A 21,509-nucleotide genomic window follows, 5' to 3' on the forward strand; every position below is an offset into this window, starting at 1 on the left:
TGGATGCAGTTGTCAAAGACGTAGCGGTCTCTGCTCTTCGAGCGGTCGCTCCGCAACCGGCGCGACTCGCCCCAAACTACCTCGTGGTGGACCGCCAACTGGGGAGTAGATTCAGGAATGCGTGAACTCCGCAACGTGAGGGGACTGCATCCTCGCGACCTCACCGGTCGACAGCGACTGCTCGTCGTCTACGTCATCGGGTTGATATCGGTCGTCTTCGTGTTTACACTGCTGTACTCTTGGGGGATGGCCACGTTCGAGAACCGACCGCGGACACTGCTGCACTCGCTCAACAAAGTGGTCGAGACGCTAACGACGACTGGGTACGGCGCGGATTCACCGTGGCAGTCGCCGGAGATGACCGTTCTCGTAATCACGATGCAGATTAGCGGCATCGTCATCGGATTCATCACGCTTCGAGTGCTCGTTATCCCGCTGTACGAGCGGTCGCCGCTGAATCTCGACGACCGCCTCTCGATAAAGAACGACCACGTCGTCGTCGCGGAGTACCGCCGCGACACCGAAGTCCTCCTCGACGAACTCGAAGAACTCGACGTGGATTACGTCCTCGTCGAGTCCGACCGAGAGGAAGCAAAACAGCTCTCCGACGACGGGTATCAGGCGATACACGGTGACCCCGAGGACGGTGACGACCTCGAACGGGCGTCCATCGAGAAGGCGTCGACACTCATCACCGACGCCGGCGACCGGACCGCGAGCGTCGTGCTGACCGCGCTGGAAGCGAACGAGGACCTCCGAGTCATCAGCTTCACTGCATCGGTGCGTCGAAAGGCCGCGTTCGCCGAAATCGGCGTCGACCGCAGCGTCGCACCGCACGCGCTCATCGGCCGTCGCCTCGCCGAGAAAGCGACGACACCCGTCACCGTCGACAGCGACCTCGACGACACATCGGTGGCGATTCGCGAGGTGCTCGTCAGACGGGGGAGTTCGCTTCACGGCGTCCAAATCGCGGACTCGCCGCTCGTCGCGCATCCGAACCTCACGCTCGTCGCGGGGTGGTTCGACGGCGAACTCCGGGTGCCGCCGTCACCGACGGACCGCCTCACGCCCAACACCGTCCTCGTTATCGCGGGTCCGGAACACACGCTCGACGAAGCGGCGAAAGAGGTTTCCGGCGTCCGAAACCCCCGTGATTCGTCACACGACCGAATCGTCGTTGCGGGCCTCGGCGAGGGCGGCACGGCCGCCGTCGAGACATTGCCCGAACACGTCTCCGTGACGACCATCGACCAATCGGGCGGGGCTGACGTCGTCGGCGACGTGACCGAACCGGGGACGCTCGAAGCCGCCGATATCGGGCACGCCTCGGCACTCATCGTTACCGTCGACGACGACGCAACTGCGCTGTTGGCCGTTGCGATGGCCCGTTCGCTCGCTTCGGATATCGAGATACTCACACGGGTGACCGAGACCGAAAAGACCGCCCAGGCGTTCAGGGCGGGGACAGACTACGTGCTCTCGGTTCAGCAACTGTGTGCTCGACTCGTCGCGGCCGAAGTCCACGGCGAACGGGTGATGGACCCCGTCGGACAGATACGTCTCGTTCGGGCCGACGCGTCGGCGTTTTCGGGCGAAACGCTACAGGACGTCCGCCGCGAGACCGACCGAGGGTGGACGGTCGTCGGCGTCGCCCGCGACGGCGGCGTTCGAACCGACGAAGAGACCGTCATCGAGTCGGACGACGAGATGTTCGTCGCCGGCAGCGACGAGGCCATTCAGCAGTTCGAGCAGACGGTCGACACCGCCTGAACTCGGCGACTCGCCACCGTCGGCGCTCGCCTTCCGAAGAGTCGGCAGTCGTACGCGTCGTTCGACGTCAGGACGCTCTCGCGGTGCTTTTCGCCGGAAGGACACCGATAAGTGAACCCACTCCTACGTCCACGTATGGCCGAGGAGACAGACCTCAACGAACTCAAACGGGGCACCGACCTCGTCAAGCGAGGCTTCGCACAGATGCAGAAAGGCGGCGTCATCATGGACGTCGTCACGCGCGAACAGGCCCGCATCGCCGAGGACGCCGGTGCCGTCGCCGTGATGGCACTCGAAGCGGTCCCGGCCGACATCCGCAAACGCGGCGGCGTCGCCCGGATGCCCGACCCGACGAACGTCACCGAAATCATCGACGAAGTCTCCATCCCGGTGATGGGGAAAGCTCGCATCGGCCACCACACCGAAGCCCAGATTCTCGAAGCGCTCGGCGTCGACATGATAGACGAGTCCGAGGTGCTGACGCCCGCCGACGACGAGTACCACATCGACAAGCGCGAGTTCACCTCGCCGTTCGTCTGCGGCGCACGCAACCTCGGTGAAGCGCTTCGCCGCATCGACGAGGGCGCAGCGATGATTCGCACGAAAGGCGAAGCGGGAACGGGCGACGTGAACCAAGCCGTCCAGCACCAGCGTACCATCAAAGGCTCCATCCGCGAACTCGTCGGCAAGAACTTCGAAGAGCGCGAGAAGTGGGCCCGGGAACACGAAGCGCCCGCCGACCTCGTCCACGAGACGGCCGAGATGGGCCGTCTACCCGTCGTCAACTTCGCCGCCGGTGGTATCGCCACGCCCGCCGACGCGGCGCTGATGATGCACCACGGCTGTGACGGTATCTTCGTCGGTTCCGGTATCTTCGGCGCAGAGAACCCCGAGAAGATGGGCGAAGCCATCGTCGAAGCCGTCAACAACTGGGACGACCCCGAACGCCTCGCCGAAATCGCGGCCGACGTGGGCCGCGGCATGAAAGGTCAGTCGAACAGCGACATGGCCGACGAGGAGAAACTGCAAGGCCGCGGCGTCTAAACCCCCGAAAAATCTGTTTTACGACGACCCCGGTCGAGGCCGTTTTCGACGGCGACGAGGTTTGTACGCGAACGCACCGCCGACGAACGCGAGGAGAACGACAGGGTTTCGTCGGACGGGGCTGGGTCTCGGTCGTCGTCAGTCGTCGCCCAAAGAAACGGTCACCGGACCGTCGAACGACAGCAGCACTTCCTGTGTCGCGTCGCCGAACAGCGCTTTACCGGTCGGCGAGCGTCGCCTGCCAGCCAAGAAAATGTGGTCGCAGTCGAGTTCGTTGGCGATGCCGAGCACGCGGTCCGCACGGTGGCCGACCGCACCGACCGTCTCGTACTCGACGTCGATGCCCGCGAGCGCTTCGTTTGCGACGGTTTCGGCGAGGTCTTCGGCGTCGCTTCGCGCGTCGCCCAGCGAGTACGCCGACCCGGGCGCGCCGGCGTCGACGGTGGACTGACGCGTGTCGTCGTACGACGACTGCGCGGTGACGGCCAGCAAGACGAGGTCGCCGCCGACGCCGGCGGCGAGTTCACCCGCTTCGCGGACGAGTCGCTTCGAGCGCTCGGAGTCGGTGACGGCGACGAGTGCACGCTTCATTAATCGTGAATTACGCGAACTGCACAAAAGCGTTCCGGCGGGGTGTCAGGTTGGCGAGTTCACGGGCGAAGCAACGAACCGGCTCAGAGCACCGTCGCGCCACGACCGATTTCGGTCTGGTACGCCCGGGCGTCGACACCGGCGTCGCCGAACGACTCGACCATCGCAGCAGCGACGCGTCTGCGCTCGTTCTCCCGGCAGACGGCGAGAATCGAGGGGCCGGCACCGCTGACGGTGACGCCCGTCGCGCCCGCGTCGAGTGCGGCGTCGCGTACCTCGTCGTAGCCGGTGATGAGCGCCGCGCGGGCGGGGGTGACCACCGGGTCGTCCATCCCGCGGCCGACGAGTTCCGGGTCGCTCCGGCACATCCCGACGGTGAGCGTCGACGCGTTACCGACCGTCGAGACGAGTTCGCCGAGCGTCGTCGACTCCGGGAGGACGCCGCGGGCGTCGCGCGTCGAGACGGCGATGTCGGGGAGGCAAGCGACGAGCGGTACGTCGGCGTCGACGCTCGTCACGCCGTCGTCGGTGGCGACGGTGAACCCGCCGAGCAGCGAGGGCGCGACGTTGTCGGCGTGGGCTTCCCCGGAGACGACGGCCTCGCCTTTCGCGGCGACGGAGACGAGTTCCTCGCGGGTGCGTCCGCGGTCGTACAGTTCGTTGAGCGCCAGCGCCGCCGCGGCGGCGCTCGCGGCCGACGACCCGAGTCCAGAGGACGGCCGAACGCCCTTGTCGATTCGGATGTGCGCCGGAGCGTCGAGCGCCTCGGCGACGGCACCGACGGTGTTTTTCTTCGGGTTCTCCGGGATGTACTGGCTGCCGGTGCCCGTCACGTCGATGGTGGTCTCGTCGGCGCGTTCGACGCGGACGACGTCCGCCGGCCGACCGAGCGCGACGCCGAACACGTCGAAGCCGCTGCCGAGGTTCGCGCTGGTCGCGGGCGCGCGCACGGTAATCATAGCCTGCGGTATCCGGAGTTGAGAGAAAAAGGTGGCGAAGCGAGGAGCGCTGCGTCCGTCTCCGCCGGACGGACGGTGACTGGTCGGACGAGTCGCCGAGGTGGGCGGGCCGCCGGGTGTCGGTCGTCTGTCCGTCGTTCGGTCGTCTGTTCGATTCTCGGCGTTCAGTCGCTCGCGGTGACGTACAGCATCGGGCCGATGACCATCAGCGTGATGCCGAGAAACAGGTAGTGCACCGGTACGAGGTCCGTCGGGGTGAGCGCGAAGATGAGACCGAACACGACGAAGTTGATTCCGAGAATCCGGCGCGACCCCAGCGGTATCGCTCCGAGCGTCAGCACGACGAAGCCGAGCAGAAGCGCCTGCCCCACGTTGTAATTGAGCAGGAAACTGTCGATTATCTGCAGGAGCATCCTTACCCGTAAGTGGCCCGGAACCGGGCATTAAAGTTCCGTTCTACCGCTCAGTCCGCTCGCCGTCCGAACGCTCGCGTTCGGCGGGGCCGGTGATGTCGAGCGGTCGAATCCAGCCGTACCAGAGCGCGAATATCATTCCTCCGTAGCCGATGACGAAGACGACCCGCCCGATACCGTTGTATCCGAGTTCGCCGAGTAGTCGCCGGACGATGCCCGTTCCGGCGATGCCGACGAACAGAATCAGTATCAGGAGGAGGTTATCACGCGTGAGGAGTCTGCCGTCACTGTCGGCCATACTCGCGCTTGGCGCTCGGCATCCCTGAATCACTCGGTTTCGGGGGCGCGGTCGGAGGTCGTATGACTGGCGGTGACACACCACCACGAAGTCTTTGTACGCCGACTTCGACGCCTCGGCATGGATTATCGACCGTTGCCCGAGGCCCACGACGACGCCTTCCGACGGACCCTTCAGTACGCGTTCAGCCCCGAAGACGGGCCGGACCTCGACGACCCATCGGAGCATCCGGACACCTTCTCGTCGCGCGTCGTGTACGCCGACGCCGACGCGGAGACGCCCGACGAGGAACTCGCTGCCGCCGATATCCGTGCGGTCTGTGGGTGGTACGACTTTTCGATGCTGATTCGCGGGGAGACGCGGCGCGTCGGTGGTCTGTCGGCCGTCGCGTCGCCACCGGAGACGCGACGACAAGGACACATCGGCTGGATGCTCGACCGATTTCTCGCCGAACTCAGAGACGAAGATATCGCGTTTTCGGCGCTGTGGCCGTTCGAGTACGCGTTCTACGACCGATTCGGCTGGGCGACGACGAACACCTACGAACGAACGACGCTGCCACCGGGCGAACTCACGTCGGTCGTCGACGACGTCGACGACGCGGACGACGCAGCAGACACGGACGCTCCCGAGGGCCGCTTCCGCCGCATCGACGCCGACGCGTACGAACGTGTCGACGCGGTCCACCGCGAGGCGGCCACGGAGACGCTCGCGCTCAGACGGTCGGAGGGGTGGTGGCGGCACCGCGTTTTCGACCTCTGGGGAACCGAACCGTACGTTTACGGCTGGGAGAACGCCGACGGTGACTTGCGTGGCTATCTAGTCTACACCGTTGAGACGGACGACGCCGAAGAGGAGAAAACGATGGTCGTCCGCGAACTCGTCGGTGTCGACGCCGACGCCGAACGCAACCTGCTTCGCTTCTGCCGCGACCACGACTCGCAGGTCGACCACGTCAGAGTCGACGGACCGCTCGGTGAGAATCTGTTGTTCCGCCTCGCGGACCCGCGTGCGGCGACAGTCGAGCGCCGACCCGGACCGATGGTTCGCGTCGTCGACGTGGAGACGGCAGTCCGCTCGGTTTCGCCGCCCGAGGACGTACCCGGCGCGGGGGCGCTCTCCATCGTCGACGACCGTTGTGCGTGGAACGACGGAACGTTCGAGTTGTACGCCGACGAATCCGGTGTCGCGTGCGAAAAGACGGATGCGGCTCCGTCGTTGCGACTGGGTATCGGCGCGCTCTCACAGGTGCTCGTCGGTGCGCGCTCCGCGCGGCAACTGCGCGAGGACGGCCGACTCGAACGACCCGACGGCGTCACTAGCGGGGCTGTTTCGGAGGCGGTTGCGACGCTCGATGCGCTGTATCCGCCGGAGAACGTCTACCTCCGCGAGTTCTTCTGAGTTCGATTCGTCTTCTCTCTCCCGGTTTTCGGCACCTCCCCTCACTGCATAGGGGCTGGACCCGAACCCTCGCCTTGCCGAGGTGCGTCGTCCCACGTCCCCAGCGATGGCGACTGCGGGTCGACGTCGGCGACGAGACGCATCGTCGCGGCGTTGCACGCGAGACCGACCGGCGCGAGCATCAGCGCGCCGCAGAGAATGCCGACGACGCCGAGTTGTCGAACGACGGTGCTGAGCGCGAACGACAGCGGTAGTGCGGCCACGAACAACGCCAGCACGAAGCGGAAGAACCCGACAGTCGTCGTCACGCGGACGCTCTCGACCAGCGCTTCGACGAGCGAGAGGTCACGGAGGACGACGAGATACGGCGTCGCGGCGAGGAGATACCCGGCGACGAGCGAGGAGAGAAAGACCGGCACGAACAACGCGAACCCGACGGCTCCACCTTCGAGTGCGAACAGTATCGCCGGGAGGAGGGCCACGAGGGGGAGCAGTTCGTAGCCGAGCATCCGCACAGCGTATCGACGGACGTTCCGTTGGAAGTCGTATTTCTCGCTTGTGAACCCCTCGCGGATACTCCCGAAGTAGCCCGCCGCGAGCGTTGCGCGGACGACAGTGGTCACGAAAACGAGTCCGAGCGCCGTCGCCGCCGCCTCGAACGACCCGACGGGAATCCCACCGATGTCGAGGGTCATCTCACCCTGTTGGGGTGACGGAACGCTGACGAACGACCAGAGGTTGACGATTCCCGTCGGGATGAGAAACGCCACTCCACCTCCGGTTCGACTCGCCGAGAGGGTGTTGACGATGTTCTGTAAACTGGTCACCGTAACGACGGCGGGCACGAGTGCGAGCGTCGTCATCCAGCCCGCTTTCTCCCACCCGTCGGCGAGTCGAGTGGTGAACGACGCCATCAGCGATACCTCCGGAGGAACTGTCGGGGGACCATCGTCTCGGACCTCTCAGTGAGTCTGAATAAATGGCTCGGTCAAAATGGGCACTCTCTGCGAGTGGGTCGGTGGTCTGCTGTCGCTCTCGCCGCGCCCTCGGCCACGTCGAGAGCTATCGAAGATTAGGCGTCGACGGTGTATCCCTGTTCGCGCAGAATGTCCGGCACTCTGTTGGCGTGGTTGCCCTGCAACTCGATGACGCCGTCTTCGACGGTGCCGCCGCAGGCGAGTTTTCGCTTCAGCGTCGAGGCGAGTTCTTTGACGTTCGCGTCCCCTTCGAACCCCTCGACGAGCGTGACGGGTTTGCCGTAGCGCCGCGTGTCGACGGAGACGGTGAGCACCTGCTGGGTGCGCGCGAGGTCGTCGTCGATGCCGAGTTCGTCCGGGAGTCCGGAAATCGAACCGAGGTCTTTGTCCTTAGCCACAGAAGCCGTAGGGTCTCAGAGTACTTGGGTTGTCACTCTGGGTGGTTGTGTGATAAATAACGAAAACTGCTAGTTCGGTCGCGGAATTTACGGCGCAGTGGACTCGGCGATGATGGTCGTGGAACCACCGGCTGGGTTGTTCCAGACGAGCGTTACGGTGTCGCCGGGTTCGACGGTCACACCAGTTGCAAGTGCCTCGCCACTGCTAATGTCGGTACCATCTTCGGAGGCTTTCAACTCGCTACTCACGTCATCCCCACCGACTCTGAGCGACAGCGTGCTCGTGTTGACGGTTGCACCGCCTGCGTGAGTGATTGTGACCGAATCATCATTGTAACTGAAGTCAAAGCTCGCCTGCGGCGCGCTGTTTCCGACTTGGTCGCCCAGTCCGAGGACGAACGTCCCGATAACTGCCGCCAGAATGACAGTAATCGCAACCATTAATATAACACCTATGACAGGTGATACAGCTCGATTCTCCCCTTGGTTAAACATGTTCTTGATGTTCATGATTGCCTCGAACACACCATCTGAGTGGAGGCACTGTACCTCGTGTAGCGAGGGACCCGTGTGCCGCGGGCGGTAGCACCTTGCCCGGATACGTTCTGTCTCATTGGTGTGTCTTATTGGCCCGAATGAACCCATCCCATATAAATTTAGGGACTGGATACTGTCGTCATAAACACAGTCTTTAGAAGTGACTTACGGTGTCTCAGCGTTCGATGACCCGGGTTTCTCGACAACCCACCGAGTTTATTTTGTCTGACAGACCGAGGCGCACGTTCACCCAGAACGACGTTTAGGGGTCACCTTCGACGCCGACCGGTCTCCGGACTCAGTGGTCTTCGACCTGCGCGTTCGCTCGTTCGACGCCGCGCTCGACAGCGTATCGCAGTTGCGACGCGGTGAACCCGCCGAGGTAGTCGTGGTCGCGGATGAGGTGGTACTCGTAGTCGGCGGGCGTGACGCCGATGAACGCGGCGTCGCACCCACAGACTTCGCAGTCCGGAATGTGGACGTCGGAGCGAGCGTCGGCCGGGTCGTAAAACGACGGCGAGTCACTCATCGGATTTCTCCCTTTCTCCGTGCTGACGCGCCGGTTCCCCCCGTTTCCGCTCGTGCATTCCGCAGGTGTGTCATGCAGTTTCTGTCGTTCATCAGGAGGTGCCTATAGTAGGTCTTTTGCTCTGCACCGACAGTCGGCCTCGGTTATAGAAGCGTCGCGTCGGGCGGCAGCCACTCGCGTTCGGTGCGCGTGGCGACCGGACTCTCGGAGACGAGCGTCGGCGTCGAGACGGCGTCGTCGAAGCGGTCGGGGTCGACGTCGACGAGTTCCAGTCCGGACGTGAACGCCGACCCGCGGCGGCCGAAGACGCTCACGACGCCGCCGGCGGGTCGGTCGTCCGCGGACGTCTCTCTGGGGTCCGGAAACCGTTCACGAATCGCCTGTGCGCTGTCTGCGAGGTGGCTGGCCGCCTGTTTCTGCGACCAGTGACTCTCGTCGCGGTAGATTTCGGCGTACGAGTCGTCCGGACAGACCGTCGAGTGTTCGGGCGACTCGTAGGTAATGGTGTTCTCGACTACCTGTCCGCGGACGAACCGGGCGTTGATGGTACACGAGTTGGGGTATTTGAGAACGACCGGAAAAAAGGTCAAATCCGAGACGGAGTACAACTGTTGGAGCCGCCACAGCGCTTCCGAGAGGTACGCCGCGAGGGTCGCCCGGCCGTCGGTTCGGTCACCTTCGAGGTACGCGTGTGCGACCGACTCGTAGTCGCTCCCGACGAAGCGTTCGAGCGTCGTCTCGTAGCTGAGTTTGATGCGCTCGAACTGCTGGTCGCACGCGTCGTGAACCGACATCCGCGGGTCGGCGACCATCTCGGCTTTCCGTTCGACCGACTCCGCAACCCGCTGCATGTTCCGATGAAACTCCAGTTCGGCTTCGGCGCTTCGAATCGGGAGACGAATCGCTCGTCTACAAAACTGGTGGGTTCGCTCCGACGGTTCCGAGTCGACACGCCGCATCGTCGTATCTGTTCCTCTCGGCTGGGAGTATCAAGCTATCCCTTATCGAAGGATACAACGGTCACCGACGACGACGGTCACCGCCAGCGACATCCGCTGCGTTCAGCCGTCGCTGCACTCGCTCGAATTACGGCCGCACCAGCGAGTACAGAATCGAACCCAAGCCGGCAACGTAGGCTACCGAGACGCCGAGGAGGATTCGAGCGTCGCTCAACCCGGCCACCGGCGCGGCGACCGAGGAGACGACGAACGGAACCACGGTCAGACAGAACACGCCGACCGCGAGTGCGCGCATCGTTCGACTCTCGTTGCGGCGGTAGCCACGGTACGCCTGTGCAGAAACGAACAGTCCGACGGCGGCGGTGAGCGCAGCCATCGGGGTGACGAGTTCAGCGAGCATCGTAAATCACTCCGAGAACGACGAGGAGACCGGAGAGTTCGCACCCGCTCACGAGCAGCGACCGACTGACCGGCGAGATGCCCGTAAACGTGGGTAACAGGACGCGGAGCAGTATCGGGACCGTCGTCAGCAACAGCAGTCCGACCGCCAACTGGAGCATCTCCGGCGTGCGTGTGCGGCGGTATCCGGTGAGTAACTTGTACGCGACACCTATCCCGAGCAGAAGGGCGACGACGAAGCCGAGAAGCGCCACGACGACGACAGCGGTCTCGCCACCCACCGAATCGACTGCTATCATTTGAACCCCTCGTACAGCCGTGTGAACCGGTCCGCGGCGTCCTCGTTGGAGTCTCCATGCACGACTTCGCAGACGAACCCCTCCTCGCCGAGTTCGAACGTCAACCGTCGCAGCCGCGTCGAGTACACCTTGTAGTGGTGGCCCTCGGGGTCCAAGCGGAGTTCGTCGTCGAGGAGGTTCTCGGCTTGAAGGCGCTCGATACGGCGGTATATCGTCGACGGTGAGGCGTCGCACGTCTCGCTCAGCGCCTCCGCCGAGAGCGGTTCGTCGCGGGCGGCCGTCAGAATCTCGCGGGCGTACTCGTCGTCGAGCAGCGACGCTTTCGCTTCGACGCCCTCGCTCATCGCCCGCTCCCCTGTCGGACGGCGAGGAGGCGTGTTCCGATTCGACGGTCCGCTGACATCGTCCTCGTCGTTTTCGGCCGGGGCATATAAACTGCCGACACCGCTCGTCGGTCGAGCAGTCCACCAGTACGTTTATGAATGCACCTGACAAGCACGTTTCACGTATGTCCTCGAAGCTCTCGTCGCCGTACGCGTTCGGGGACGCGCGGACGCTCGCACGAACCGTCTTCGGCGTCGCGTTTCGCCCACAGACGTACCGTAACCTCTGTTATCTCACACTCGCGTTTCCGCTCGGCTTCTGCTACTTCCTGCTGTTCGCCGTCGGGGTTCCGCTCGGAGTCGTCTCCACCATCTTCGTCGTCGGCGTCCCGATTCTGCTCGGTATGCTGGCGATTGCGAGCGGACTGGCGTCCTTCGAGCGTCGACTGACGACGTGGCTACTCGACGTCGAGATACCGACCGGGGAGCGAGAGACGCCCGCTTCGCTGGTCGGACGCGTTCGTCGTCTCGTCACCGACGTGGGCACGTGGACCGCCGTGGTCTACCTCGGAACGAAACTGGTCGTCGGCGTCGTCGCCTTCGAGGTGACGATGCTGTTTCTCGTCACCGCGGTCAGTCTCTTGGCGATTCCGTTCGTCTACGACCAACCGGGCGTCTACGTCGGCGTCGTCACCGACGCGCCGGTCAGCCTCCACCCGGCGGTGTACTTCGGGTGGGACGAGATGCTCATCGGACTGGAGACGGTGATAACGGTCTCGACGTGGCAAGTCGACACGCTCGGAGAAGCGCTCGCCGTCGCCGGACTCGGCGTCTGCCTGCTCGTCTTCACGCTCCACCTGCTCAACGCGCTGGCGTGGCTCTCGGGTCGCTACACCCGACTGATGCTCCGTGACCGCCACGGCGACGTCGCCAGCGAGGGGAACGCCGTCCAGTGACACCACCGTCCAATCGACACAGTCCACCGGACACCGTCTAACGGACGCTGTCCCGTGAGCGTCGCTGCGTGAGCCTCATTCGAATCGATAGCCGACCGAGCGCTCAGTTCGGATATATAAACCCACCGCCCGATTCGCCGGGTCGGAGACTATGTCAGCCGTTATACGTCTCCCGCCGAGAAAGCTGTAATCGATGACAGAACGCATCAGTCGCCGTGGCCTCCTCCGCACGGGTGCAGTCGGCCTCTCAGTCGGACTCTCCGGATGTACCAGCGCGACGCCGTTCGTCGGCAAACGCGAAGAGTTCTCCCGCGAACTCGGTTTCGATTCGGGAACGCTCACCGTCGCAACCGGCAGCGGCGACGTAACCGTCTCGCGGACCGACGCCGACACCGTCCAACTCAGCGGCGTCAAGAAGGCGTCGTCGGTGTTTGCGGACCTCGAAACCGCGACGGTCGAAACCGACGCAGAGAACGGCCGCCTCGACATCCGAGCGCAGTCCGAAGACGACTCGTGGTTCGGCCTCCGTTCGGTGTCGGTGTCGCTCGACGTCGCCGTTCCCGAGGGCGTCGCCGTCGAGTCGGCGGCGTCCACCAACGGTGCGGTGACCGTCTCGGACGTGAGCGGCGACGCGTCGCTCAACTCGGTCAACGGCGACGTCGAAGCGAGAAACGTCGACGGGTTCGTTCTGTTGTCGACGACGAACGGGTCGGTGCGCGCTCGGAACGTGGCCGGTCTCCGCGGTGCGCGGACGACGAACGGCGACATCCGTGTCGACGTACCTGCCATCGACGGGGCGACGTCGCTGACGTCGACCAACGGTTCGATTGTCGCGTCGCTCGCCTCGACGCTCGACGCGACGGTGAACGCGAGAACGCGCAACGGTGAACTCGACGTGACGGGCCTGTCGTTCGACGACGGGAGCGCGAGCGACCACCAACTTCTGGGAACGCTCGGCGACGGGACGTACGAACTCGTCGTCGAGTCCACGAACGGCGATATCACTCTCCAGAGCGCGAACTGAATCGGTTCTCCGGCGCTGACATCCCTCTTCGGCCCTCCCCCGTTGACGCTCACTTCGGTCCCTCCCCCGTTGACGCTCGTTTCCATCCTGCCTCCCGGTCGACATTCGCATTCGGCCCTCCCCTCGCTGACTCGATTTCCGGTTCACCTCGTCGACTCCCGCTTCCGCACCCCGAAGTCCGCGAACCGGCGACGCGTTCCGGGGAACGCAGGCTTATGCGTGGTTTTGTCCTGTGTGAGCTATGAGCAAGGAGACGGTGTTCGAGTGGGTCGACGAGAACGAATCGCGTCTCGTCGACGTCGCGGAACGAATCTGGGAGACGCCCGAGTTGGGACTGCACGAAGAACAGTCGGCGGCGGCACTCATCGAACTCCTCGAAGGCGAAGGATTCGAGGTCGAAAGCGGCGTCGCGGGAATGCCAACGGCGTTCGTCGCCACGTACGGCGAGGGCGGCCCGAAGGTCGGGATTCTCGGCGAGTACGACGCGCTGCCGGGCCTCTCACAGAAAGTCGAGGCCGAACGCGACCCGGTCGAAGAGGGCGGCCCCGGTCACGGCTGTGGGCACAACCTCTTCGGTACTGCCGGCGCGGGTGCGGCCATCGCGGTGAAAGAAGCACTCGGCGAATCCGGCGACTCGGGAACCGTCGTCTTCTACGGCTGTCCGGCCGAGGAGACGCTCGTCGGCAAGACGTACATGGCTCGCGCGGGCGTCTTCGACGACTTGGACGCGGCGCTGACGTGGCACCCCGGCGACCTCAGCACGCCGCGGATGGGCTCTTCGAACGCGCTCGACTCCATCATGTTCACGTTCCACGGCGAGGCCGCACACGCCGGCGGGTCACCGGACTCCGGGCGGAGCGCGCTCGACGCCGTCGAACTGATGAACACCGGCGTCGAGTACATGCGCGAACACGTCTCCGACGACGCGCGGATGCATTACGTCATCACGAACGGCGGAGAAGCCCCGAACGTCGTCCCCGCGGAGGCGACGGTGTGGCACTACGTCCGCGCGCCCGAACGCGAAGAGGTCGAACGCAACACCGAGTGGCTCCGCGATATCGCCGAGGCGGCGGCGCTAATGACCCAGACGGAGGTCTCGGAGCGCTTCCTTACGGGCTGTTACGACTACCGCGCCAACGACGTGGTCTCCGACGTTATCTGGCAGAACATGCAGGAAGTCGGCCCGATTCCGTACGACGACGCCGACTACGAGTTCGCCGCCGACCTCAAGGCAACCGTCCCCGACGACCGTATCGAGTCGGGCCTCTCGAACGTCCCCGAGGAGTTGTACGACGAAATCAGGGAGAAATCGCTGCATCCCGACCCCGTGGAACCGTTCGACCACGACCACCAGACTCACGGGTCGACGGAAGTCGCCGACGTGAGTTGGATTACGCCGACCGCACAGTTCACCGCCGCGACGTGGCCCGTTGGCGCACCCGGGCACTCCTGGCAGGTCGTCGCCGCCAACGGCGACTTCGGACTGAAGGGCGTCGCGTTCACGGCGAAAGTTCTCGCCGGAGCGACGTACGACCTCCTGACGACCCCCAAGACGGTGGCGGCGGCGCGCGAGGAGTTCGACGAGGAGATCGGAAGCGACGCCTACGAGACGCCGCTCCCGGAAGACGCGGAACCGCCGTTTGACGTGACGACGTAACTCATCGTACGACGTTTCGGCGTAACTCGCCACACGGCGTTTCAGCGTAACTCGCCACACGGCTTTTAACTCGCTCACTCTCGTCGACCCGGTAGACGATTCCATGAAGCGCGCTACACTGACCGACACCCAGACGCTGGAACTCAGAGACGAACAGCGGCCGACTCCCGAATCGGACGAACTGCTCGTCGCGGTCAACGCCTGCGGCGTCTGTGCGACCGACGTTCACATGTACAGCGGGTCGCTCACCGTCGACTTTCCACTGGTACCGGGCCACGAGTGTGCCGGCGAGGTGGTCTCTGTCGGCGACGACGTCGACGAGTTTACCGCCGGCGACCGGGTCGCAATCAACCCCTCCGTGCCGTGTCACGAGTGTCGGATGTGCAAGTCCGGCCGGGAGAACCTCTGTGCGAACCTTACGTCGATTGGCGGCGCGGCGAAACACACCATCTCCGGCGCGTTCGCCGAGTACGTCTGCGCGCCCGCCGGCAATGTCGAAGATATCGGCGACCTCGACTACCGAACCGCGGCGTTCGCCGAGCCGTTGGGTTGTTGTATCAACGGTGTCGACCAAATCGACCTGACCAGCGGTGAGACCGTCGTCGTCGTCGGTGCGGGCGCAATCGGACTGCTGCTCGTTGGACTGCTTCGAGCGAGCGGTGCCGGAAGCATCGTCGTCTCCGAACCGGTTGCCGAGCGTCGGGAGGCGGCGCTCGAAATCGGCGCGGACCACGCTGTCGACCCGACCGAGACGGACCTCGAATCGACCGTCGACGACCTCGTGGGTCCGGTCGACGTCGCCATCGAAGCCGTCGGCATCCCGGAGCTCGTCGAACAGGCGCACGCACTCACGGGGCCGGGCGGGCGAACGCTCGTCTTCGGCGTCCCGCCCGAAGATGCGACTGTCGGACTGCCGGTGTTCGACCTGTTCTTCGAAGAACGGGAGGTCATCGGCACGTACTCGCTCACCCCGGACACGTTCGCCCGAGCGGTGAGACTGCTCCAAAACGGCCGCATCGACGTAGATACGCTCGTCACCGACGAGTTCGGGTTAGACGACCTCGAAACGGCGTTCGGGCAGATGGAAAATCGCGAGGGGCTAAAGAAGATGGTGTATCCACAGCGGTAAGCAGTATAGACATTCGACTGCGGAGGTGGTCCTGTATTGGAGACTCCGAACGAACTCCTGTTTTTCTCGCTCTCTCCGTTTTCACCTCCTCTCCATTTTCTACTGCGTCACTGTTGCGCCAGTCGCTTGTACGCGAACAGACCGGTCACCGTCACGACCTTGCCGACGAGGAACGTGAGAGCGAACCAGATGCCGTAGACGACGGTGTATAGCAGCAACGCGACGTATCCGCCGTACACGATGGCGAGCCACAGTCCCCGGTACCAGAACGTCGACGCGAGGTCGCTCAGACGCTCGTTCGTACTGTGTAACGGCGACGCGGCACCGACACAGAGACCGAAGAAGATGACGATGAGAGAGCCGACAGCCGACGCCTGCCCGGTCTGTACCGGCGGGTCGACGAGTGCGAAAAACAGCACGAACAGCACCGCGTTCAGTACCGTCATACCGAGCGATGTCAGAAACACCTTGACGCTGGAGATGTCGTTCCACTCGTCGGAAAAGCGGTCGAACCATCGGTCCGAGAACCGTCCCATACTACGTACTGTTCGTCGTTCTGAATAGTAGACCTACCGGCCAAGTAGTCGAGCGGGTCGAACCGTAGAGAAACCAGACGTCGTCGAGTACCGGAGACGACTCACACCAACGCATCGCCGCTCGTCGTCACGTTGAGTGATTCGATTGTCGTCGAGTTCACGTTGTTGCTGGAGACGATGGTCGAGTTCTGGTTCAGCGGCAGCGAGAACACGACCGACGTCTCTCCAGGGGCGCGTTCGACAGTGCTGTACTGCGACCCGTCTTCGCTGAGGATAGTGATGGTAGTTACGTTACGAGCCTCGGGTGTCGACTTGAGTTCTGCACTCACGCGGACGCCCGACCCGCTCCACTGCTCCGTCGGCGAGATGCTCTCGAAAACCGCCGAGTCGTTCGTCTCTGCGGTGACTGACGGATTGAAACCGAGACAGCCACCGGAGACGAGTGCGACAGTGACCGAGAGCGCGAGAAGACAGTGTTTCGAGCGAATCTGCATGCGTGTTAATCATCGCGGTCCGGAAAAACCGTTCTCCCTGCAGAACTGACGCCGGCAAGAAGTCGGCCTACACCCTCGTTTAACTGTCTCCTCCCTGTCTGAGGAGTATGGCCGCCGACCGACGACCGACGTGGGAGTACATGTGCATCGAACCGCCGAAGGGGTTAACGAAGCGCGAGGTCGTCGACCCGACGAGCGACCTCAACGAACTCGGTGCAGATGGGTGGGAACTGATATCGACGCTCGACTACGACAAAGGCGGAACGAAGCTGTTGATACTCAAACGTCAGGTGTACGATGAGTGATACGGAGCGTAAGACCGATTTCTCCACGGCGGACAGACTCCGACGCCGTACCGAAATGAACGCGTCTCTGTTCTGGTTACTGCTCAGCGCGAACCGTTGGGTGATAGTTATCGCTCTCGCACTGGTGGTTTTCGGGTCGTTCATGCTGTTCGGCGTTCTCAAACCGGTGTTGCTCCGGTCGGTGATGGAGACCAGCGACATGGTCGAAACCGTCTTCTCCGGTCTCGTAGGGGCGATTATCACCAGCACGACGCTCGTCGTCTCCATCAACCAACTCGTTCTCTCACAGGAAATCGGGTCGTTGGGGACCCAGCGGAGTCGGATGGACACGACGATGGATTTCTACCACAACACCGACGAGATGTTCGGCGAGATTACGCCGGCGAGTCCGGCGGTGTTTCTGCGACGACTCATCGAGACGAGCGAGGAGCGCGCGCACGCTCTGCGGGACGCCGTCGCCGACAGCAGTAACTCCGAACTGAAGTCCGAAGTCGACCTGTACGTCGAGGATTTGGAAGGCAACGCACAGACGGCGTACGACGAACTCGAAGGCTCCGACTTCGGGTCGTTCGACGTGATTTCGCCGGCGCTCGACTTCAACTACGCGCGGAAGATGTACGACATCCGCCGACTCGGAGATAAGTTCGGAGACGAACTCACCAACGCCCAGCGAACCGCAGTCCGTGAGATGCTCGAAGCCGTGACCATGTTCGGCCCGGTCCGCGAGTACATCAAGGTGCTGTACATCCAGTGGTCGCTGGTGAAGCTCTCGCGGGCGATTCTGTACGCCTCGATTCCCGCGCTCATCGTCGCCGGCGGGATGGTCGTCTTCGTCGACCAAGGGACGTTCACCGGTGCGATACTCGGATTCGACACGATGCTGTGGGTCGTGAGCGCCGCGTTCGCGCTGTCGGTGACGCCGTTTCTGGTGTTTACCGCCTACGTGCTCCGACTCGCCACTATCGCCAAACAGACGCTGACCGTCGGCCCGCTCATTCTCAGCTGAAACAGTCGCCTCTGTGTTCGTCGATAGGAGACATCGGACGAGCGCTCGGATACGCGACTCCGACTCCGGAGGTACTGGTTTCTCCGAACTGGTGTCTGCTCGCCGTCTTTGCGGGTGAGAACTGTAGCTACCGAGTGTAGGAAACGGAATTAGTTGGCTGGGGAGTTGCGGCCCTTCGTTGCCAAAGGGATGGGCCAACGCGGATTTGAACCGCGGACCTCCCGGTTATCAGCCGAGCGCTCAACCTAACTGAGCTATTGGCCCAACTTGAGCGCATCCAGTAGTTGCGCGGTGTTTTGTTTAAGGGTTTCCTTTCGCCTCGGCAGCGGTAGAGTGTGCCACTGCCGTCTGTCGATTGTCGCGGAGTATTTTGCCGCCAGTCGCCCGAAAAATCAGTTCGAGCGGTCGGCGTCCGTGTCGTCGTCGTAGCGATAGGAGTTCGAGTCGACGTCGTACACGTCGTCGTCATCGTCGGGGTACGGGAAGCCGCCCGCCCAGACGCCGCCGGAGACGAAGCCGTCGGCGCGTTTGTCGAGATACGGTTTCACGACGTATCGTTTGATGACGGTCCGAATCGGGTAGCGTGTCACCGGCACCGCCAAGAGAAACCCGATGGTGTCGGTGACGAGACCCGGGGTGAGCAGGAACGCACCCGCAGCGATGAGCAGGCCGCCGTCGAGCAGTTGGTTCGCCGGAAGTTCCCCGATTGCCAACCGCTGTTGGATACGTGCGAGCGTCGTCCGACCCTCCGCGCGGACGAGCATCATCCCCACGAGACCGGTGAGTACGACGAGTGCGACGGTAGCGAGGTAGCCAAGCTCGCCGGCAACGGGGACGAGCAACAGCGCGTCGCTCAGGGGGATGAGCAACAGTAGCGCGATTATCCAGCGAGTCCGCATACCTCCCGCTATCCGTCCCGGCCTGATAGCCTTTGTGACGTGACGCTGTCGTACGATTTCGCCTCCCAGCGGCCCACAGACCGCCTCCTACGCCCGCCGAGCGAGTATCAACGCCGCTCCATCCTCGAAATACGTCTCGTCGCGTCGCACCTGTTCGAATCCCACCGACCGGTACAGTTCTCTCGCGGCTTCGTTGTCCGGTTCGACGGCGACGGTGACGCGCGTCTCGTCGTCGAGCGACCGGAGAAGATTCGACAGCAACGCCCTCGCCCGTCCTTCGCGGCGGTGGTCGGGCTGAACCGCGAGTTCGGCGACGTGGACCTCCTCGCCGTACACCGCGAGCAGATAGCCGACGGGCGTGCCGTTCGCCGTCGAGACGAAGACGTTGCCGGCACCGACACCCCATTCGAGCAACTCCGGACTCGGTTCTGTGAGCAGGCTCTGTATCGACGCGAGCGTGCGACGCTCGGCGGGTCGGGCCGGTCGAATCACCATTAGAGAAGCAGCAGTACCGCGAAAGCGACGCTGACCACGGCCCCCGAGAGCGTCGCCAGGAAGTTCACCGCTTGGTTGCCGACGCGCTCGCCTTCGACTGTCGCCCCGAGCAGGCTGTCGACGGTCATCCCGCCGATACCGCCGAGTGCGACGATGAGTGCGCTCACGACCGTCGGGTCCAGCGGCATCGTCAGCGCGGCGACGGCAGCGACGAGCACCGCCCCGAGTACCCCGGCGAGTTCGCCCTGCCACGTCACCGCGCCGTCGGTTCCCGGTTCGACGCGTCGGAGGTTCGTAATCAGCCGCGGCGTGTCGAACAGGCCGCCGACTTCGCTCGACAGCGTGTCGCTCATCGCCGTGGCGAGCGACCCGGCGAACGCGAACAGAAACACCAACTCGACGCTCGCCTGCTCCGTCGCGGCGTAGCCGAGGACAGCCACTATCGCAACCGCGGCGTTGCCGAGAACGTTCCCGCTGCCGCGTGCACCGTCGTTGCCTTCGGCGACGCCGCGTTGGCGCTTGGATTCGTACTTGAACTTCGTCGAGAGCGCGCCGATGCCGAAGAACGTGATGAGTACCGCGAACCAGCCGAATCCACCGAGAACGATGGTGAGAACACCCAGCAGAATACCGGTGAGCATCCCGGTGACAGAAGCCGTACCGAGTGCGTACGAGACGTAGCCGAGGACGATAGTCAACGCGAGCGCCGCGGCGACTTCCAGCGGCGACACGTCGACGGGGAGTTCGTAGAACAGCCACAGGAGAAGCCCCGTCGACACCAACACCAGCGGGTCGTCGTGTTTGAGAAGTACCTCTCGGAGAAGCGCGGCGACGAACGCGCCAACGGCCGCCAGAAACGCGAGTTTCGGAACGGAAAGCGACTCGCTGGTCACCGACACCACGAGCGCCTGTCCGCCCGCCGCCGCGAGAAAGCCGGCGAGCGTAAAGCCGGCGACAGCGTGAAACGCGCCGTCGTTCCAACGGGAGACGAGTTGCTCGCCGAGGTTGCCGTAGGCGACGACGACGACGGCGGCGACGAACGCGCTGATTGGCATCCGCGTCTCGGGCACCGTCGCCAGCACCGCCAGTGCCGCTGCAGCGAGCGCAAAGCCGAGTAGTCCCGTGAGTCTGCCGTCCTGTCTGTCGCCTGGGCGAGCGAACAACTCGAAGAAGCGGCCGTCTTCGCCGACGAACGCGGCGACGGCGGCGACGACGGCGAACGGCACCGCCGCTGCGACACCGAGAACCGGTGTGGCGAACGCGAGAGACCCGACGGCGGCGAACCCCGCCGCGCGCCGGAGAGTCGAAGTCACACCACCCGGTATCCACGATGACCACTTAACCCTCCCGACATAGCGAACTTCACGACGTGTCGACCGGTAGCGACCACGGCGTCACTGCCGTTCGTCGCCACGTCTCACACGCTATGGACACCAGAGAGATGGGCTTTTGACGCCCGACGACGACTCTCCGTCGTGGCCCTGTACGACACGTATCTCGCGCTTCGCCACCGCCGCTCGACGGGAGAGTCTCCTCGACACGTCGCCGTCGTCATCACCGAGCGTGACTTGCTGGAGAAAGGCGCGTACGAGACGCTCGAACAGTTTCTCGACTGGGCGTTCGAGTACGGGGCCGAACGCGTCACCATCTCGGTGAGCGTCCTCGACCCGGCGGTCGTGTCGACGCTCGAACGGGAGTTACGCGACGTGAACGCCCCCCGGCCGCTCGTCGTTCGCGGGCCGGAGGACACCGAACGCGCCGACGCGCCCATCCAAGTGAGCATCGGCCTCGGCGGGAAACACGAGTTCGCCGAGGCGGTCCGTTCGCTCGCCCGCGAAGTCGAAGCGGGAACGCTCGACCCCGAAGACATCGACGAGGAAGATATCGAGGGCCGACTCGTCTTCCCCGACGAACCCGACTTGGTGCTCAAAACCGGCGCGGAGCGGCTCTCGGACTTCATGATTTGGCAGTCGGTGTACTCGGAACTGTACTTCACCGACGTGAACTGGCGGGATTTCCGCAAGCGCGACTACCTCCGCGCGGTGTTGGATTATCAGGACCGCAAGCGGCGGTTTGGACGCTGAGCGCGAGCGAAGCGTCCAACGGTCGTC

27 protein-coding genes and 1 tRNA gene are annotated in these 21,509 nt (G+C 63.9%); 10 read left to right on the forward strand and 18 right to left on the reverse strand.

The window, feature by feature from the left end:
* The first annotated feature begins 117 nt into the window (after window positions 1-117).
* The gene (locus tag AUR64_RS13755; protein ID WP_058582507.1) at window positions 118-1,770 is read left to right on the forward strand and encodes a potassium channel family protein; all 1,653 of its coding nucleotides are present in this window, start codon (window positions 118-120) and stop codon (window positions 1,768-1,770) included.
* A 135-nt stretch (window positions 1,771-1,905) separates the two neighbouring features.
* Window positions 1,906-2,814, forward strand: a complete 909-nt coding sequence (gene pdxS / locus AUR64_RS13760) for a pyridoxal 5'-phosphate synthase lyase subunit PdxS (protein ID WP_058582508.1) — start codon at window positions 1,906-1,908, stop codon at window positions 2,812-2,814.
* A 138-nt stretch (window positions 2,815-2,952) separates the two neighbouring features.
* Here the strand turns inward: pdxS and AUR64_RS13765 are convergent, their stop codons facing one another.
* The 4 genes from AUR64_RS13765 to AUR64_RS13780 form a co-directional block, all read right to left on the reverse strand.
* On the reverse strand, window positions 2,953-3,405 hold the full coding sequence (locus AUR64_RS13765) for a universal stress protein (RefSeq protein WP_058582509.1): 453 nt from the start codon (window positions 3,403-3,405) through the stop codon (window positions 2,953-2,955).
* A gap of 83 nt (window positions 3,406-3,488) precedes the next feature.
* Window positions 3,489-4,364 carry a homoserine kinase gene (locus tag AUR64_RS13770; RefSeq protein WP_058582510.1) on the reverse strand — a complete coding sequence of 292 codons (876 nt, stop codon included), beginning with the start codon at window positions 4,362-4,364 and terminating at the stop codon, window positions 3,489-3,491.
* 164 nt (window positions 4,365-4,528) lie between these two features.
* Entirely contained in the window at window positions 4,529-4,777 is a 249-nt protein-coding gene (locus tag AUR64_RS13775; RefSeq protein ID WP_058582511.1) for a hypothetical protein, read from the reverse strand.
* 43 nt (window positions 4,778-4,820) lie between these two features.
* Window positions 4,821-5,075 (reverse strand): hypothetical protein, encoded by a 255-nt coding sequence (locus AUR64_RS13780; RefSeq protein WP_058582512.1) that lies wholly within the window; start codon window positions 5,073-5,075, stop codon window positions 4,821-4,823.
* 120 nt (window positions 5,076-5,195) lie between these two features.
* On the opposite strand from AUR64_RS13780, the gene AUR64_RS13785 reads away from it, so the two are divergent.
* Window positions 5,196-6,476, forward strand: coding sequence for a GNAT family N-acetyltransferase (locus tag AUR64_RS13785; RefSeq protein WP_058582513.1), 1,281 nt, complete (start codon window positions 5,196-5,198; stop codon window positions 6,474-6,476).
* Between the two features lie 41 nt (window positions 6,477-6,517).
* On the opposite strand, the gene AUR64_RS13790 is transcribed toward AUR64_RS13785, so the two are convergent.
* The 8 genes from AUR64_RS13790 to AUR64_RS13825 form a co-directional block, all read right to left on the reverse strand.
* The gene (locus AUR64_RS13790; RefSeq protein ID WP_058582514.1) at window positions 6,518-7,390 is read right to left on the reverse strand and encodes a hypothetical protein; all 873 of its coding nucleotides are present in this window, start codon (window positions 7,388-7,390) and stop codon (window positions 6,518-6,520) included.
* 158 nt (window positions 7,391-7,548) lie between these two features.
* Entirely contained in the window at window positions 7,549-7,851 is a 303-nt protein-coding gene (gene yciH / locus AUR64_RS13795; RefSeq protein ID WP_058582515.1) for a stress response translation initiation inhibitor YciH, read from the reverse strand.
* Window positions 7,852-7,938: 87 nt separating this feature from the next.
* Window positions 7,939-8,361 carry a type IV pilin gene (locus tag AUR64_RS13800; RefSeq protein WP_058582724.1) on the reverse strand — a complete coding sequence of 141 codons (423 nt, stop codon included), beginning with the start codon at window positions 8,359-8,361 and terminating at the stop codon, window positions 7,939-7,941.
* A gap of 325 nt (window positions 8,362-8,686) precedes the next feature.
* Window positions 8,687-8,917, reverse strand: a complete 231-nt coding sequence (locus AUR64_RS13805; protein ID WP_058582516.1) for a hypothetical protein — start codon at window positions 8,915-8,917, stop codon at window positions 8,687-8,689.
* 143 nt (window positions 8,918-9,060) lie between these two features.
* Window positions 9,061-9,876, reverse strand: coding sequence for a hypothetical protein (locus AUR64_RS13810; protein ID WP_058582517.1), 816 nt, complete (start codon window positions 9,874-9,876; stop codon window positions 9,061-9,063).
* A gap of 127 nt (window positions 9,877-10,003) precedes the next feature.
* Window positions 10,004-10,276: a DUF7521 family protein gene (locus AUR64_RS13815; protein ID WP_058582518.1), complete on the reverse strand. Its 273-nt coding sequence runs from the start codon at window positions 10,274-10,276 to the stop codon at window positions 10,004-10,006.
* Window positions 10,266-10,574, reverse strand: coding sequence for a hypothetical protein (locus AUR64_RS13820; protein WP_058582519.1), 309 nt, complete (start codon window positions 10,572-10,574; stop codon window positions 10,266-10,268). The genes AUR64_RS13815 and AUR64_RS13820 overlap by 11 nt, the downstream gene beginning before the upstream one ends.
* Window positions 10,571-10,918, reverse strand: a complete 348-nt coding sequence (locus AUR64_RS13825) for a winged helix-turn-helix domain-containing protein (RefSeq protein WP_058582520.1) — start codon at window positions 10,916-10,918, stop codon at window positions 10,571-10,573. The genes AUR64_RS13820 and AUR64_RS13825 overlap by 4 nt, the downstream gene beginning before the upstream one ends.
* Window positions 10,919-11,082: 164 nt before the next feature.
* Between AUR64_RS13825 and AUR64_RS13830 the strand changes: the two genes are divergently transcribed.
* From AUR64_RS13830 to AUR64_RS13845, 4 genes are all read left to right on the forward strand, one after another.
* Entirely contained in the window at window positions 11,083-11,853 is a 771-nt protein-coding gene (locus AUR64_RS13830; protein WP_058582521.1) for a sensor domain-containing protein, read from the forward strand.
* A gap of 193 nt (window positions 11,854-12,046) precedes the next feature.
* Complete coding sequence (locus tag AUR64_RS13835; RefSeq protein ID WP_058582522.1) at window positions 12,047-12,877, forward strand: DUF4097 family beta strand repeat-containing protein; 831 nt, start codon at window positions 12,047-12,049, stop codon at window positions 12,875-12,877.
* A 241-nt stretch (window positions 12,878-13,118) separates the two neighbouring features.
* Window positions 13,119-14,534, forward strand: a complete 1,416-nt coding sequence (locus AUR64_RS13840) for an amidohydrolase (RefSeq protein ID WP_058582523.1) — start codon at window positions 13,119-13,121, stop codon at window positions 14,532-14,534.
* A gap of 103 nt (window positions 14,535-14,637) precedes the next feature.
* The gene (locus AUR64_RS13845; protein ID WP_058582524.1) at window positions 14,638-15,663 is read left to right on the forward strand and encodes a zinc-dependent alcohol dehydrogenase family protein; all 1,026 of its coding nucleotides are present in this window, start codon (window positions 14,638-14,640) and stop codon (window positions 15,661-15,663) included.
* Between the two features lie 107 nt (window positions 15,664-15,770).
* On the opposite strand, the gene AUR64_RS13850 is transcribed toward AUR64_RS13845, so the two are convergent.
* Both AUR64_RS13850 and AUR64_RS13855 read right to left on the reverse strand, forming a co-directional pair.
* Window positions 15,771-16,199 carry a hypothetical protein gene (locus AUR64_RS13850; protein ID WP_058582525.1) on the reverse strand — a complete coding sequence of 143 codons (429 nt, stop codon included), beginning with the start codon at window positions 16,197-16,199 and terminating at the stop codon, window positions 15,771-15,773.
* A 101-nt stretch (window positions 16,200-16,300) separates the two neighbouring features.
* Complete coding sequence (locus AUR64_RS13855; RefSeq protein ID WP_058582526.1) at window positions 16,301-16,693, reverse strand: hypothetical protein; 393 nt, start codon at window positions 16,691-16,693, stop codon at window positions 16,301-16,303.
* Between the two features lie 107 nt (window positions 16,694-16,800).
* Between AUR64_RS13855 and AUR64_RS13860 the strand changes: the two genes are divergently transcribed.
* Both AUR64_RS13860 and AUR64_RS13865 read left to right on the forward strand, forming a co-directional pair.
* Entirely contained in the window at window positions 16,801-16,998 is a 198-nt protein-coding gene (locus tag AUR64_RS13860) for a DUF4177 domain-containing protein (protein ID WP_058582527.1), read from the forward strand.
* 55 nt (window positions 16,999-17,053) lie between these two features.
* Entirely contained in the window at window positions 17,054-18,004 is a 951-nt protein-coding gene (locus AUR64_RS13865; RefSeq protein ID WP_240479612.1) for a hypothetical protein, read from the forward strand.
* 190 nt (window positions 18,005-18,194) lie between these two features.
* On the opposite strand, the gene AUR64_RS13870 is transcribed toward AUR64_RS13865, so the two are convergent.
* The 4 genes from AUR64_RS13870 to AUR64_RS13885 form a co-directional block, all read right to left on the reverse strand.
* Window positions 18,195-18,268 (reverse strand) — tRNA-Ile (locus AUR64_RS13870).
* 128 nt (window positions 18,269-18,396) lie between these two features.
* A complete protein-coding gene (locus AUR64_RS13875) occupies window positions 18,397-18,903 on the reverse strand; it encodes an FxsA family protein (RefSeq protein WP_058582529.1) in 507 nt (168 codons plus the stop codon).
* Between the two features lie 87 nt (window positions 18,904-18,990).
* Window positions 18,991-19,398, reverse strand: a complete 408-nt coding sequence (locus AUR64_RS13880; RefSeq protein ID WP_058582530.1) for a GNAT family N-acetyltransferase — start codon at window positions 19,396-19,398, stop codon at window positions 18,991-18,993.
* Complete coding sequence (locus AUR64_RS13885; protein WP_058582531.1) at window positions 19,398-20,711, reverse strand: DUF92 domain-containing protein; 1,314 nt, start codon at window positions 20,709-20,711, stop codon at window positions 19,398-19,400. Before AUR64_RS13885 ends, AUR64_RS13880 begins: the two co-directional genes overlap by 1 nt.
* 162 nt (window positions 20,712-20,873) lie before the next feature.
* Between AUR64_RS13885 and AUR64_RS13890 the strand changes: the two genes are divergently transcribed.
* Complete coding sequence (locus AUR64_RS13890) at window positions 20,874-21,482, forward strand: undecaprenyl diphosphate synthase family protein (RefSeq protein WP_058582532.1); 609 nt, start codon at window positions 20,874-20,876, stop codon at window positions 21,480-21,482.
* The last annotated feature ends 27 nt before the right edge of the window (window positions 21,483-21,509 follow it).

The organism is Haloprofundus marisrubri (assembly GCF_001469955.1).
Classification (GTDB): Archaea; Halobacteriota; Halobacteria; order Halobacteriales; family Haloferacaceae; genus Haloprofundus; species Haloprofundus marisrubri.